Here is a 13,423-nt window from a genome sequence, read left to right as displayed (position 1 = left end):
GCTGCCGGACATGGACATCCTTCTTGCCATCACGCTCGTCTCGCCAGTGGTCTTCGCCGCCGCCGCAACCGGCCGCTTTCTTTCTGGCAGTGACCGTCCCGCGACTCGGCTTACCGTCGCTGACATCCAGGCGCGACTTGACACCGAACCGCCACGCATCTACGTCCCGATCAGCCGAGGGCGGTGAACGATGGCGTTCACCGAACCGGAGGCGAAAGTGCTTGGCGCACTGTCGAACCTGGACTCGTCCCAAGCGCTGACCGTGCGACAACTCTGCCGCGCGACCACGCTGCCCGAGACCTCGATCCACCGGGCGCTGCTGCGACTGTCGCGCACCGGGCTCGCGATGGGCACCCTGCAGGGACCTGCGCGCTGGCGCTGTACCAATCGTGGTCGCCTTGCGATCACTCGGCCCGTATATCGCGAATACGCCGGGACACGACCATGACCAACTACGTGATCGGATTCCTCCGCGCCGACGTCTCTGGCGAGCAGTGGCGGCAGGACGAGGCACGCATTCACACGCTCGCTGAGAAGTGCGGGTGGTCGGTGGTCCTGGGCTACTTCGGCGACCCGAAGCGCCCTGGCGCAGTGATCAATCGCCTGATGAATCTCGCCTACGCCGAATGTGTGAATGAGGTGATCGCCCCGAGCGTCGACCATTTCGAGCCCGACGATCTAGCGGCCCTGGTCAAGATCGCCGACGTGATCTGCGCGGACACCGGCACCAGATACACCATCCCAACAGACGGCGCTCCCCAGACGCCCTCCGAAACCGACAGCGGTTGGGGAGGAGGTGAACTGATGAAGTCCCTGCAACCCGGCCCGAACGGCAACAGCTACGACCCATGGAATATGCCCGTAAACGCCGATGACGACGGCCAAACCCAAACCGGCCTGATCAACCGGCGGTAGGCGTCACCACCCCCGCGAATCCGTTCAGCGCGCCCCACAGAACGGCAGAGCCGCAGGTCAATGACCTGCGGCTCTTTGTTTGTTGGCAATGCGCGAACCCGCTAGGCGCCCTACGCAGCATCCGACGTTTTGTAGCCTAGGACGAGCATCTCTCTGGGGTCAGAGCAGGCCGCCCAGCTCAAGGCGGCTGTTCCGATTCGTCGAATGCGTTCTCTATCAGGGCTTCTGCCTCGTCCGTGAGCTCGTAAACGACGCTCCGAAGTTGACACTCGATCGTGAGCTCACGGGCTCGAGTATGTAACTCGGCCTCGCTGGCTGTGCCGAGTCGAACCATATGGATCAACTCCATAGCGTCATCGACAAACGGGTTGTAGCCGTGTTCCCGGCACCAATCAAGAGTCCACTTGATAGCAGCTTCCATGTCCACGTCCACATGTTCCGCGCTTCGGTTCGTCGGGACTGAGGAATGACCTTCGGAATGAGCACGGGAGTTGACGCCCCTCGGGCACGTGTTGCGTAGTGCTGGTGAAGGAGATCAGCAACCGGTCTCCGAAGCTGCGACGCAGAGCGAGCACGCGGGACGCAGCTATAGAGACCATGGCCCAGACCTACTATCTCGCCCGGGCCAACGTTGGTAAGGCCAACGCACTGGTGATCTACCCCGACGCAGCCAAGCTCGTCGGCGACTAGCCTGATTACGCACAGATCGAGGCGGTACTGTTCGGCATGACTTCGGATTCCCCAATCGCCATACCGGTTCTGGCTGTTCGCGTCGGCGACACGATCTTCAACGATCGCGAGACAAGACCGCTGACAGTAGACGAGATCGACTGGGTTCTTGAGCACGAGTACGGCCCGGTCGCGCGGTTCATCGGTGTACCAGAGGGCAGTGTGCGGCGGACATGGGTGTATCGGCTGTCAGGTGTCATCGGGTGCTTCAACGCGCCAGATGACGAAGCCCTGGAGCTAAGAGAACCCACGCTCCGCAGCGTCGATTTGATAGGTGGCGACTCGTCTCGCGGAGTTGTGTCGCAGTATGAAATCGCTGCAAAGGACCTGACCTGCGACCACCTGGGACTCTTCATCAGCGCCCATTCGGATGACGGCAAGTTCAATGTTCCGGCGCAGATCATCGAAATTCACCAGATTCCCAACCGTGCAACGCGCCCCGGCGCAGTCGTCAAGGTGAGAATTGGGGAGACTCCCAGCCAACCGGCCCGTGTTGATGGCGGTTTGTATCCGCCGGATCAGGTATTCGAGATCATTGAGCTGTATCAAGAGGGTGATCCGAAATACCGTCACCCGCGTTGTTACGCGAATACCCGTGGGGGTTGCTCAGCCACAATCTCGGGTGAGCACTACGTATCCCACGGGTTGATCAAACTGTTCACCTTCGATGACCCGAACGTCACGATCCAGCACAATCACGGAGCGGGGATCGTGCGCCCCGTCAAGCCCAAGAAGTTCGTCGCCAATGTGCTCTGCACCAGCCACAACCACGGACTTCACCCTGCGGATGACGCGGCTATCAGTTTTGCTCGGTTCATTCGGGACATCGCGCTTGAGTGGCGCGGTGGGGCGGGTGATTGGGGAGATGAGGCCGAGATGCATATCTCGGGCAACGATTTCCAGAGGTGGGTCTTGAAGCTCCTGTTGAACCATGCGGCCGCGAACGCATTCACAGGAAACGGCGGCCGCGTGTCTACGCCGATACCCCCGGAGGCAGTAGATATCTTGCTTTGCCGTGCCGAGTGGCCGGAGACATGGGGAGTGTGCGTGGCAAGCCAAGTGGACAGCCCACTCATCTTCGACCCCTTCAGCAACCCTGAGCCGGTACTTTCCGACTGGTGGTCTGCGCAGCCGTTCTTGGCCAACGGGACCAATGCGATTCGCGGAGGTACGGTTCGCCTGGCTGGCGCTGAATTCGGGATCACTCTGTTCAATCAAGGCCGGGAACTAGAGGAGTTCAACGCACCTGAGAATCCAATTCGGGGGTCGATTCAACGTCCCGGTTTCATGCGCTGGGAGTTTGAGGGGGTCGGCAAGACGGTCCACTTCTCGTGGAAGGACGGCTGGGAGCACAAGACCATCACCTACGCGATGCGGCGCTGGCCTAACGGCATGTGAGCCCCAGGGTTGGCGCTACGACGGGCCTGTGTGACCGTTTCACAGCATGGCGTGAGTGGGCCGACGCGCTCGCCGCTCCAAACCGCGACAGCGAGCCACCAATGAGGCCAAGACAGGCACGAACGCGATTCTATGCGGCCATACACTCTGGATATCGCCCTTCGACCGTCAGCGGGTTGGGTTGTGACACGGCGAATTGCGCGCCAAGACAACCCAGCTCGCCACCCGCCGTGACCAACTCACCGCCACATTGGCGAACGAACCCACAGCCCCGGAACCCGCGGCGCTGGATGGCATCGCCGACCGCATCGCTGACATCATCACCACCGGCACTCGTACCCAGGCGAAGGCACTGATCGAGGCTGTCGTCGCCCAGGTCGCCATCACCAGCCCCGACCGTCTCGTCCCCACCTTCCGCATCCCCCAACCCCGGAACGACATTGGGGCTGGTACCGCTTCTGCGGTACCAGCCCCAATGGAGTCGGTTCGTGTAATGCCACGATTGGTGGAGCTAAGGGGATTCGAACCCCTGACCCCCTCACTGCCAGTGAGGTGCGCTACCAGCTGCGCCATAGCCCCTTGTGGTTGTCGCTGGGATTACCCGGCGACTGGACGAAGGTACACCATGAGGGTTGGGGGTGTGCAAATCGCCTGGTAAAGGTGGGTCTTTCACGGGAAGGGGTGGGTTAGATTGCACGGATGACGGGGCGCTCGGGGTTGAGGTCGGTGGCTGCGGCGGTTGCCGTGGGGGTGGTGGTGCTGGGTGGCGGGGGTGTCGCGAGGGGGGATGTGGGGGTGGCGGAGTTCGATGATCTGCCTGGTGCGCTCGAGGGCGTGAGTTTCCCGGCGCGGGTCGAGTTGCAGGATGGGACACAGGGTTTCAACGGCTTCGCGAAGGTTGTGCTGCGGGACGGGTCGTTGTACACGCGGCCTCGGGAGTCGGGGGGTACGTGGCGGAAGGTGCCGACACCCGGGTGTTTGGACGGGCAGGTCACCGCGGTGTCGGTGGACGGGAACATGCTCGTGGCCGCGGATCGGAACGGGTGGATCTACTCGATGGACAATCTGCTGTCGGGGCCGATGGTGTGCAATTGGACGTTCTCGTATGGCGGGCCGATCTGGTTGTGGCCGGGTGAGCAGCTGCCGGGGGCCGGGGCCCGCCGATCGCGTCGAGCCGGTGGGCGATCAGTCATCGGATGTCGACGAGTTTCGAGGATGCGAAGGGGTACAACCGTCCGACCACGGCGGGGCTGGTCGAGTTGGTGGCGTTGTCCCAGGACGGATCTCGGATCTCATATCAGGATCCGTGGCTGCCGGCGGATCTGAGTTATGAGATCGGGAGCTGATGGGTGGCGGGCTTCGTCGACGGACCCCTCACGGGCACGCCGGTTTTCGAGGTGACCGTGCAGGCCACCCGATCGCAGCTCACCGTCGCCCCGCTCGGCGCGACCCTGAATCGGGGCTGAGCACCGGCTAGTTGGGGATCATCGCCCCGGGGTGGTACGTGACCGCGGGGTTCCACAGGAAGAACCCGTTGTACCCCGCCGCATAGGTGGCGTCGATCTGCGCCTTCACCTGCTCGTCACCGTAGGAGACGCCCAGGCTGAAGTCCTGTAGCCACGGAATCACCTGCGCGCTGGTCCCTGCCGTGCGCGCCCGGAAGTCTTGCAGGGACCGGAACACGATGTCGTACGGCTGCGAGTTCGGGCTCGCGACATCGTATTCCCCGGCGTGCCAGTGCGACGGGTACAGCATGGGCGCCAGGAAATCCGAGTAGCGCGCCATCGACGGGATGTCCTGGGCGATCTCGTCGGGCCGGGTCGCGGCGATACCGAACACCGCGGCGCTCAACGACGCACCGGCCTGGTGGATCGGCTCCCGACAGTCGCGCAGGAAGTTGGCGATCGAGTCCGACGGGGATTCGGAGAGCCCGGGGAACTGCATGCCGCCCAGCCCGCCGTCGGGACGGCGGATGTAGTCGTACATGACGCCGTCGAAGCCGAGCTTCGCCGCCTCGACGGCGAGATCACGGTTGTAGGACCGGATTTCGGGGCTCGCGAAGTTGGTGAACGCGATCGCACCGTAACCGCTGGAGTACGGCTGGCCACCCGCGTTCTGGATCACCCAGTCGGGATGGCCGTTGCGCCAGGCCCACACGGCCACGGTCGGATCGCGGAAGGCGACGATGCGGCCGATGACCTTCAACCCCATGTCGTGCAGCTGCTTCAGTGCGGCGGGGGCGTCGTAAATCGTGGTGGCGGCACCGGATTCGCGGGCCAGCGGCACCTGCGAGTCGTAGCCGATCATGCCGTCCTCGTCCTTGATGTCGAGCTGCACGGTGTCGATCCGGCCCTGACGGGCGAGATCCAGCACGGCCTCCCGCATCGGGTCGTAGGCCCACGCGTAGGCGGTGACATGGACGGCGCGGATGCGCGGCAGCGTCACCTCGACCTTCACCGGGCTGACGACGGTGTCCCCCGCCGCACCGGTGGCCACCACCGTGGCGTCGACCGGACCGTGCGGCAGCCGGATCTCGAAGGAGCCGTCCGGGCCGGGACGCACCGACTGGTCGCCGATGGCGACCTGTTTCGCGCCGATCGCCTTGCCGCGCACCAGCACCGGGTCCCGATAGGAGGTGGCGGCGGGGGTCGGGGCGAGTTCCAGGGTGGGCGGCTGGACGGCGGCCGAGGGGCGGCTGCGGCCGAAGACGAACACCACCGCGGCGAGCACCAGGCACAGCACCGCGCCGATCGCGAGCAGGGCGGACCGCCGACGGCGGATCGACCGGAGTCGCATGAGCAACCTAGACACCAACTTCCACAGACGGCTGTTGGGCATCACTATCTCGCCTGTATGCGAACAAAGTCCGATTTTCACCGAGATCACGTCAAAACCGTTGTCGCCGCGTAGCGTTGCGGCGATGAAGGCGTCGACCATGCTGCGAATGGTCACGGCGGCGCTGCTGTGCGCGACCGCCACCGCGTGCGGAGGATCCACCGCTCCGAGCCCGGCGGCCGCGCCCGCCCCGCCCCCGGCGGCGGCCAGGCCACCGGATCCGGCCGCGGTCGCCGCCAATGAGCTGGGCCGGATCCCGATCCTCATGTACCACCGCGTCGAAGCCGCTCCCGGCGGCGAATACGACCAGACCCCGGCGAAGTTCACCGCCGAACTGGAGCGGCTCCACACCGAGGGCTACCGTCCGATCACCATCACCGAGTACCTGTCGGGCGTCATCGACCTACCCGCGGGCACCCATCCGGTGGTCCTCACCTTCGACGACTCCACCGGCAGCCAGCTGACCCTCACCCCGTCCGGCGACCCGACCCCCGACTGCGCCGTCGGCCTGCTCGAGCAATTCCATTCCCGCCACCCGGATTTCGCGGCCACCGCCACCTTCTTCATCAATAACGAACCCTTCGGCGAGGACGCCCGCACCCTGCCCTGGCTGGTCCGCCACGGCTACGACATCGGCGCGCACACCGCCACCCACGCCAATCTGGGCCAGCTGCCGCCCGCCGACGTGCAACGCGAACTGGTCCAGAACATCCGCGCCATCACCACCGCCGCCCCCGGTACCACCATCCGATCCATGGCCCTGCCGCTCGGCGTCTATCCCGCCGACCACGCCCTGGCCCGCGCGGGCAGCTGGGACGGCACGCCCTACCGGTTCGGCGGCGTCCTGCTGGTCGGCTCCAACCCGGCCGCCTCGCCTTTCACGGCGGCCCTGGACCCGGCGGGCATCCCCCGAATCCGGTCCGGCCGCGGCCCCGTCGCGTTCGACTCCGGCTACTGGCTCGACTGGCTGGCGGCCAACCCGGCCGAGCGCTACACCTCCGACGGCGACGCCACACACGTCTCGTTCCCGCGCGCGGCCGCCGCGGAACTGGCCGTGAGCTGGAACTCGACCGCGCAACCGTACTGACCGCGAGCAGCCCTGCCGCTTTGGCTCCTGTTCCTCTGGACGCGCGCGATACTGTTCGGTGTGAGCGCAATTCGGCACAGCCCTGCCCCGGCGAGGTCGAGCGGACGGGTTCCGCGCAACGCCGAATTGCTACTGTGCGCGGCGGCGCTGGCGCTGACCGGGTTCGCGTACCTGGCCATGACCTCCACCACCGGCAGCGGGTTCGACGGGCAGAGCATTCGGGCGCTGGTCGTCTTCACCGTGTTCGTGTTGGTCACGCATCTGGCGGTGCGGCGGTGGGCGCCGGCCGCCGATCCGGTGTTATTGCCGTGCGTGGTGCTGCTCAACGGGATCGGGCTGGTTCTCATCGATCGGCTCGATCGGGCGGAGGCGGCGCAGGCCGCGCACGCGGGCAAGCCGATCCCTTCGTCGGATTCGGCGCACCAGCTGATCTGGACCGGCTTGGGCATGGCGTTGTTCGTCCTGGTACTGGCCTTGGTGCCCGATCACACCAAACCCGCCCGATACGGCTACACCTGTGGACTGGCCGGAGTGATCCTGCTGCTCATCCCCGCGCTGCTGCCGTCCCGCTTCAGTGAAGTCAACGGCGGCAAGAGCTGGATTCTGATCAGCGGCTTCTCGATTCAGCCCGGTGAGTTCGCCAAGGTGCTGTTGATCATCTTCATCGCCGCGTTCCTGGTCGCCAACCGGGATCTGTTCACGACGGCGGGAAAACGCTTCCTGGGCATGACCTTCCCGCGCCTGCGCGATCTGGCCCCGCTGCTGCTGGTCACCTTCGTCGCGGTGCTGGTGCTGGTGTACGAGAAGAACCTGGGCTTCTCGCTGCTGGTGTTCGGGACCGTGCTCGCCATGATGTACATCGCGACCGGGCGGGCGTCGTGGCTGCTGATCGGGCTGGCCATGTTCTCGGTCGGCGCGATCATCGCCTACGGGCTGTTCGCACACGTGCGGGTGCGCGTACAGGTGTGGCAGGACCCGCTGGCCACGTATTACACGACGGGATACCAGATCTCGCAGGGCCTGTTCGGAATGGGCACCGGCGGGCTGATCGGCACCGGCATGGGCAATGGCCGGCCACAGGACGTGCCGTTCGCCAAGACCGACTTCATCATCTCCACCATCGGCGAGGAACTCGGACTGGCCGGGCTGGCCGGGGTGCTGGCGCTGTTCCTGATCCTGTGCGTGCGCGGTTTCAGCGCCGCCCTCACCACCCGCGACGCGTTCGGCAAACTGCTGGGCGGCGGACTGGCGTTCTCCATCGGCTGGCAGTTGTTCGTGGTGGTCGGCGGTGTCACCAAACTGATTCCGCTGACCGGCCTGACCACGCCGTTCATGTCCTACGGCGGTTCCTCGCTGCTGGCCAACTACATCATTCTGGCGCTGCTCATCCGGATCTCCGGCGACGCCCGCTCGGCCCCGCCGCCGCCCGCGCGCCCCACCGCCCCGGTGCCGCCGATCGCCGAGGACCTGACCGCCCACGTGTCCCGCCGCCTGCTGCCCCGCCGCCGCTGAACCGGAGGCCGTCGATCCGATTGCGCTGCCGCACAGCCCGAACCGGGAGCATGCTGGACCGGTGACTACCTCCAGCGCCGGCCGGACCGCCCTCGACAATGTGCGCGTCTTCGACGGCCGCGGCCTGACCGAACCGACCACGATCGTCATCGACGGCGCGATCATCGGCGCCGACGACACCGGGGCCGACCGCATCGACGCGGCGGGCGCGGTCCTGCTGCCCGGCCTCATCGACGCCCACGTCCACATTCGCGACCACGACACCCCGGCGCTGCTCGCCGCGCACGGCGTCACCACCGGCCTGGACATGGCCTGTGAGCCCGAGGTGGTCGCCGACCTCCGGAACACCGTCGGCACCAGCGATATTCGCAGCGCGGGCCGCGCCATCGTCGGACCCGACGGCATGCACGGCAAGTTCCTCGGCGAACCCGCCATCATCCGCGGCGCGGAGCAGGCCGAACCGGCTGTCGCCCGGCGTCATTCGACCGGCTCCGACTACATCAAGCTGGTGCTGGAGGCCCCCGGCGAGGGCGGCCCGGACGCCGCCTCGGCCAAAGCTGTCGTCGCCGAGGCCCATGCCCGCGGCCTGCTCGTCATCGCGCACGCGGCCACCCCCGGCGCGTACACCATGGCGCTGGACGCGGGCGCGGATGTCATCACCCATGTCCCCGCGGGCAATCCGCTCCCGGCCGCCACCATCGAGCGCATCGCCGCCGAGGGCACGATCGTCGTCCCCACCCTCACCATGATGGAAGGGATGGCCGCGGTCCGGGGCTTCCCCGCCGCGTTCGGCGCGTGTCTGGCGTCGGTTGCCGCCATGCACGCCGCGGGCATCCCGATCCTCGCGGGCACCGACGCCAACGCCAATCCCGGCGTCCCCATGAATCCCGCGTTCGGGTCGAGCCTGCACCACGAACTCGAACTGCTGGTCGCGGCCGGACTCTCCCCCGCCGAGGCCCTGCACGCCGCGACGGCCGGGCCCGCCGAACGGTTCGGTCTCGCGGATCGCGGGGCGATCGCCCCGGGGCTGCGTGCCGATCTCGTTCTGCTCGACGCGGATCCGCTCACCGACATCACCGCGACGACGCGCATCCGCCGGATCTGGTCCGCCGGAACCCAGGTCCCCCGGTAGGTTTCAGTCCCGGCCGGGCAGCCGATCGGTCACCAGGCGGGTCAGCGGGCTCAGGGTCAGGCAGATCGTGAGCCAGCACGCGCCCATCAGCCATCCGGCCAGCACGTCCGTCGGCCAGTGCACGCCCAGGTAGAGACGCGACAAGCCGACGGCGAGCACGAACAGGACGGCGAACGCGGTCACCACGGCCCTGGCGACCGGCCGGAGCCAGGGCAGTGCGACGACGACCAGGATCCCGATCACCACCGTCGAGCCGAGGGCGTGGCCCGAGGGGTAGGAGTGGTTCGTCTCGGTGACGAGGTGATCGACTACTGGCGGGCGGTCGCGCCCGATCAGGAGTTTGCCGAAGAAGACGATCAGGCCCGCCCCGGCCGAGGTCACGGCGACGAGCACGGCCCGGTCCCAATACCTGCGCCAGGCCAGGAGCAGACAGGCCAGCGTCGCGTAGACCGTGACCGACGTGGTGCCGCCCGCATCGCTGATCGCCTTCGCGACCGTGGTCCAGGTGTCGGTGCGGTGGTCGATGAACCAGTGCAACCAGGCCGCATCGGGTCCGGCGGGACCGTGAGCCCAGACCACCACGCAGGTGAGGGCGATGATGACCGCCGCCAGCACGGACGCGATGAACACACCGGTGAGCGTGTAGTCGGCCGGTGGTGTCGTCGGCGCTGTCTCCTTCGGCGTGGGCGGTGTGGACGGCATGTCATCGAGGTTGCCACGCCTTCGCTGAGAGAATCTCGAGAGCTGGGTTCCCGTGGTGGGTACGGGCCGTGACCACCGGACCCTGGCGGCGGAGCCGAAACAGTCGCATACTCGGATATGTAAGCATCGGCTGATTACTAGTTGACCATCCAGCCTTCGGAAGAAGAGTGCTGACATGAACGATATTTCGATCGACACTCCCTATTTGTCCGGCGTCTCCCGGACCGGCATCGAAAATGCTCTGGTCACGGCGGGGTACGACCTCCACCATGTGCGGCTCACCGATCTCACCCTGGTGGAGGACTTCCACACCATGGGCCGGATCGCCACGGGCGCGCTGGTGGGGCTGGCGGGAATCACCGCGGAATCACGGGTGCTGGATGCCGGCAGCGGGATCGGGGGGACCGCGCGATTCATCGCCGACAGCCGGGGATGCCGGGTCACGGCCGTGGACCTGACCGAGGACTACTGCGAGACGGCGCGATGGATCAACAAGCTTGTCGGACTGGATGATCGGATCACGGTGCGACAGGGCGACGTCACCGATCTACCGTTCGCGGACAACAGCTTCGATGCGATCATCAGCCAGCACGTGCAGATGAACATCGCCGACAAGGACGGCCTCTACCGCGAGGCGCATCGGGTGCTGGATACCGGTGGCCTGCTGGCCATCTGGGATATCACCACGGCATCCGAGGGTGAGCCCGACTTCCCGCTTCCGTGGGCGGACCGCGCGGACCAGAGTCATCTGGTGACCGCCGGCGAACTGCGCGCGGCCGTCGAACGATCGGGCCTGACCGTGGAACAGTGGGAGGACCTCACCGAGCAGGCGACCGCCGTCATGCGGATGGTGCTGGCGAATCCGCCGAATCCCGTTGGCCTGCAATCCTTCGTCGCGAACTTCCCGGCCAAGATCGAGCACCTGACCGAGGCGCTCGCAGACGGGCGCTTGCGGGCGATCCGGGGAATCGCCCGCAAGCCCTGATCAGCTCGGTAACCCTCGTCAGCTCAGCGCAGCGTGACCGTGGTCGGCAGCGTGGCGAAGCCGCGGTTGTTGGAGGCATGGATGCGCTTGCTGCCCGCGGCGTCCACCTCGAAATCTGCTACGCGGGAAGCGATTTCCTGCAGGGCCGTGCGCAGCTCCAGCAACGCCAGGTTGGAGCCCAGGCAGTGGTGGCGGCCGCTGCCGAAGACCAGCGAGGCGGAGGTGTCGCGGTCCAGGTCGAAGGTGTCCGGGTCGGCGAAGACCTCCGGATCGCGGTTGGCGGCGCCGGTGAGCAGCAGCACGCGGGCGTCGGCGGGGATGGTGACGCCGTGCAGCTCGACCGCCTCGGTGGTGGTGCGCAGCTGGGTCTGGGTGGCCGGATCCCAGCGCATGGCCTCGGCGATCCAGTCGTCGATCCGGCCGTCGAGCGCGGCGCGGCGGGCCTCCGGGTGCAGGGCAGCGGCGTTCCAGGCATTGCCGAAGGTCAGCATGCTGGTCTCGATACCCGCGCCGACCAGCAGAATCAGCACGCCCACGATCTCCTCGGGGGTGAGCCGATCATCGCCCTCGGCGGCGTCGAGCAGACCGGAGAGCAGGTCCTCCTGGCGGGACTTGCTGCGCTCGATGGTCAGCTCGGTGTAGTAGCCGACCAGCGCGCCGATCGCCTGCATGGCCTCGGGCCGCAGGTCGGTGGACTCCTCCTCGGTGTACATGATCTCCATGCCGAGCTTGCGCAGCATCTCCCGATCGCCCTCGGGCACGCCGACCAACTCGGAGATCACCTCGGTCGGGAACGGTCCGGCGAACTCCGCCATCAGATCGAAGCTGCCGCGCGCGAGCAGCGGTTCCAGCATCGAGACCGCGATCTCGCGCAGTCGCGGCCCCAGCGCCTGCACCCGGTGCGCGGTGAAGGCCCGCGTCACCAGGCCGCGCAGCCGGGTGTGCTTGGGCGGGTCCATGGCGACGAAGGAGAAGAAGCGCTCGGCCTGCGGGCCCCAGAAGGCGGGCTCCATGCGCAAGCCGTTCTTGCTGGAGAAACGATCCGAATCGCGGAGGGCGGCGAGCACGTCCGCGTGGCGCGACAGGGCCCAGAAATCGTCGGTCTCGTTCCGGTAGACCGGGGCCTCGCTGCGCAACCTGGCATAGTAAGGGTACGGATCGGAATGGACTTCGAAATCGAACGGGCTGTATCGCAACTGCATGACGAACCTTCCGGCGATGTCGCGGCGCGGGCGCGGGACCGCCGCTACCGATCCGCAACTGGAGCTGACATAGTCAGACAGTAGCCGAAAAGGATTGGGAGCGTTGTGAACTCGGATTCAGCGGCAGAGCGCGTCGACACCACCAAACCACACCCGGCCCGCCGGTACGACTATTGGCTGGGTGGTAAGGATAATTTCCCGGCGGATCGCGAGTCCGCCGACGCGGTCGCCGAGGCCTTTCCGACGGTCCAGCTCGCCGCGGTCGAGAACCGGAATTTCCTGCGGCGCGCCGTCGCCTATCTGACCGGTGAGGCCGGAATTCGCCAGTTCCTCGATATCGGCACCGGCCTGCCCACCGCGGGCAATGTGCACGAGATCGCCCAGGGCATCGCCCCCGAATCCCGCATCGTCTACGTCGACAACGACCCCATCGTGCTGGTGCACGCCCGGCACCTGCTCGACAGCTCCCCCGAGGGCAGGACCGCCTACCTGGACGCGGACCTCCGCGACCCGAAGCACATCCTCGACCACCCCGATCTACGCTCGACCATCGACCTGAGTCAGCCGGTCGCGCTCATGGTGGTGGCGGTGGCGCACTTCATGCCCGACGACGAGCACCCCTACGAGCTGATCCGCACGCTCACCGACGCGCTGGCGCCGGGCAGCTACCTGGTCATGTCGCACGCCACCAACGACTATTTCGACGAGCACGATCTGGCCCGGTCGGCCGAGGCCAACACCCGCAGCGGCGTGCCCTTCCAACTACGCTCGAGCACCGAATTCGCCCAGTTCTTCGACGGCTTCACCCTGGTCCCGCCGGGCATCACCGCGGTCACGCTGTGGCGGCCGGAGGAGTATCGGCCGCATCCGCGACCGGAGGCGGTGTCCATGCTCGGCGCGGTGGCCCGGATTCCCTGACCGGTCCG

Annotated in this window: 12 protein-coding genes and 1 tRNA gene; 8 read left to right on the top strand and 5 right to left on the bottom strand. The window is 66.7% G+C overall.

From position 1 onward, the window contains the following. Positions 1-190 precede the first annotated feature (190 nt). Both ACFRAQ_RS06170 and ACFRAQ_RS06165 read left to right on the top strand, forming a co-directional pair. Positions 191-448: a hypothetical protein gene (locus ACFRAQ_RS06170; RefSeq protein WP_379094693.1), complete on the top strand. Its 258-nt coding sequence runs from the start codon at positions 191-193 to the stop codon at positions 446-448. Then, entirely contained in the window at positions 445-915 is a 471-nt protein-coding gene (locus ACFRAQ_RS06165; RefSeq protein WP_379094691.1) for a hypothetical protein, read from the top strand. Before ACFRAQ_RS06170 ends, ACFRAQ_RS06165 begins: the two co-directional genes overlap by 4 nt. Before the next feature lie 178 nt (positions 916-1,093). Here ACFRAQ_RS06165 and ACFRAQ_RS06160 read toward each other — a convergent pair whose 3' ends face one another. After that, entirely contained in the window at positions 1,094-1,342 is a 249-nt protein-coding gene (locus tag ACFRAQ_RS06160; RefSeq protein ID WP_379094689.1) for a hypothetical protein, read from the bottom strand. 299 nt (positions 1,343-1,641) lie between these two features. On the opposite strand from ACFRAQ_RS06160, the gene ACFRAQ_RS06155 reads away from it, so the two are divergent. After that, positions 1,642-3,042: a hypothetical protein gene (locus ACFRAQ_RS06155; RefSeq protein WP_379094687.1), complete on the top strand. Its 1,401-nt coding sequence runs from the start codon at positions 1,642-1,644 to the stop codon at positions 3,040-3,042. Between the two features lie 503 nt (positions 3,043-3,545). On the opposite strand, the gene ACFRAQ_RS06150 is transcribed toward ACFRAQ_RS06155, so the two are convergent. Beyond that, positions 3,546-3,621, bottom strand: a tRNA-Ala gene (locus tag ACFRAQ_RS06150). Between the two features lie 894 nt (positions 3,622-4,515). Further along, entirely contained in the window at positions 4,516-5,838 is a 1,323-nt protein-coding gene (locus ACFRAQ_RS06145) for a putative glycoside hydrolase (RefSeq protein ID WP_379094685.1), read from the bottom strand. Between the two features lie 124 nt (positions 5,839-5,962). Here ACFRAQ_RS06145 and ACFRAQ_RS06140 point away from each other — a divergent pair, with 124 nt between their 5' ends. The 3 genes from ACFRAQ_RS06140 to ACFRAQ_RS06130 all read left to right on the top strand — a co-directional run bounded on the left by ACFRAQ_RS06140 (position 5,963) and on the right by ACFRAQ_RS06130 (position 9,608). Then, positions 5,963-6,964, top strand: a complete 1,002-nt coding sequence (locus ACFRAQ_RS06140) for a polysaccharide deacetylase family protein (protein ID WP_379094683.1) — start codon at positions 5,963-5,965, stop codon at positions 6,962-6,964. A 60-nt stretch (positions 6,965-7,024) separates the two neighbouring features. After that, positions 7,025-8,476, top strand: coding sequence for an FtsW/RodA/SpoVE family cell cycle protein (locus ACFRAQ_RS06135; RefSeq protein ID WP_379094681.1), 1,452 nt, complete (start codon positions 7,025-7,027; stop codon positions 8,474-8,476). 61 nt (positions 8,477-8,537) lie between these two features. Continuing rightward, on the top strand, positions 8,538-9,608 hold the full coding sequence (locus tag ACFRAQ_RS06130) for an amidohydrolase family protein (RefSeq protein WP_379094679.1): 1,071 nt from the start codon (positions 8,538-8,540) through the stop codon (positions 9,606-9,608). A gap of 3 nt (positions 9,609-9,611) precedes the next feature. Here the strand turns inward: ACFRAQ_RS06130 and ACFRAQ_RS06125 are convergent, their stop codons facing one another. Next, positions 9,612-10,310, bottom strand: coding sequence for a phosphatase PAP2 family protein (locus ACFRAQ_RS06125; protein WP_379094677.1), 699 nt, complete (start codon positions 10,308-10,310; stop codon positions 9,612-9,614). 175 nt (positions 10,311-10,485) lie between these two features. On the opposite strand from ACFRAQ_RS06125, the gene ACFRAQ_RS06120 reads away from it, so the two are divergent. Next, positions 10,486-11,295 (top strand): class I SAM-dependent methyltransferase, encoded by an 810-nt coding sequence (locus ACFRAQ_RS06120; RefSeq protein ID WP_379094675.1) that lies wholly within the window; start codon positions 10,486-10,488, stop codon positions 11,293-11,295. Positions 11,296-11,318: 23 nt separating this feature from the next. Here the strand turns inward: ACFRAQ_RS06120 and ACFRAQ_RS06115 are convergent, their stop codons facing one another. Beyond that, a complete protein-coding gene (locus ACFRAQ_RS06115; RefSeq protein WP_379094673.1) occupies positions 11,319-12,431 on the bottom strand; it encodes a cytochrome P450 in 1,113 nt (370 codons plus the stop codon). A gap of 171 nt (positions 12,432-12,602) precedes the next feature. Here ACFRAQ_RS06115 and ACFRAQ_RS06110 point away from each other — a divergent pair, with 171 nt between their 5' ends. Next, positions 12,603-13,415, top strand: a complete 813-nt coding sequence (locus tag ACFRAQ_RS06110; RefSeq protein ID WP_379094671.1) for an SAM-dependent methyltransferase — start codon at positions 12,603-12,605, stop codon at positions 13,413-13,415. The last annotated feature ends 8 nt before the right edge of the window (positions 13,416-13,423 follow it).

The sequence above is a fragment of the Nocardia sp. NPDC056611 genome, assembly GCF_042792755.1.
In the GTDB taxonomy this organism is placed as follows: domain Bacteria; phylum Actinomycetota; class Actinomycetes; order Mycobacteriales; family Mycobacteriaceae; genus Nocardia.
The sequence above is the reverse complement of the archived record's forward strand: the minus strand, read 5'-3'. Positions and strand labels throughout refer to the sequence as shown.

Bases quoted from the DNA above. Each gene is read 5' to 3' on its own strand.
- ACFRAQ_RS06145 (WP_379094685.1), bottom strand. From the start codon at position 5,838: ATGCGACTCCGGTCGATCCGCCGTCGGCGGTCCGCCCTGCTCGCGATC.
- ACFRAQ_RS06140 (WP_379094683.1), top strand. From the start codon at position 5,963: ATGAAGGCGTCGACCATGCTGCGAATGGTCACGGCGGCGCTGCTGTGC.
- ACFRAQ_RS06155 (WP_379094687.1), top strand. From the start codon at position 1,642: ATGACTTCGGATTCCCCAATCGCCATACCGGTTCTGGCTGTTCGCGTC.
- ACFRAQ_RS06170 (WP_379094693.1), top strand. From the start codon at position 191: ATGGCGTTCACCGAACCGGAGGCGAAAGTGCTTGGCGCACTGTCGAAC.
- ACFRAQ_RS06120 (WP_379094675.1), top strand. From the start codon at position 10,486: ATGAACGATATTTCGATCGACACTCCCTATTTGTCCGGCGTCTCCCGG.
- ACFRAQ_RS06165 (WP_379094691.1), top strand. From the start codon at position 445: ATGACCAACTACGTGATCGGATTCCTCCGCGCCGACGTCTCTGGCGAG.
- ACFRAQ_RS06125 (WP_379094677.1), bottom strand. From the start codon at position 10,310: ATGCCGTCCACACCGCCCACGCCGAAGGAGACAGCGCCGACGACACCA.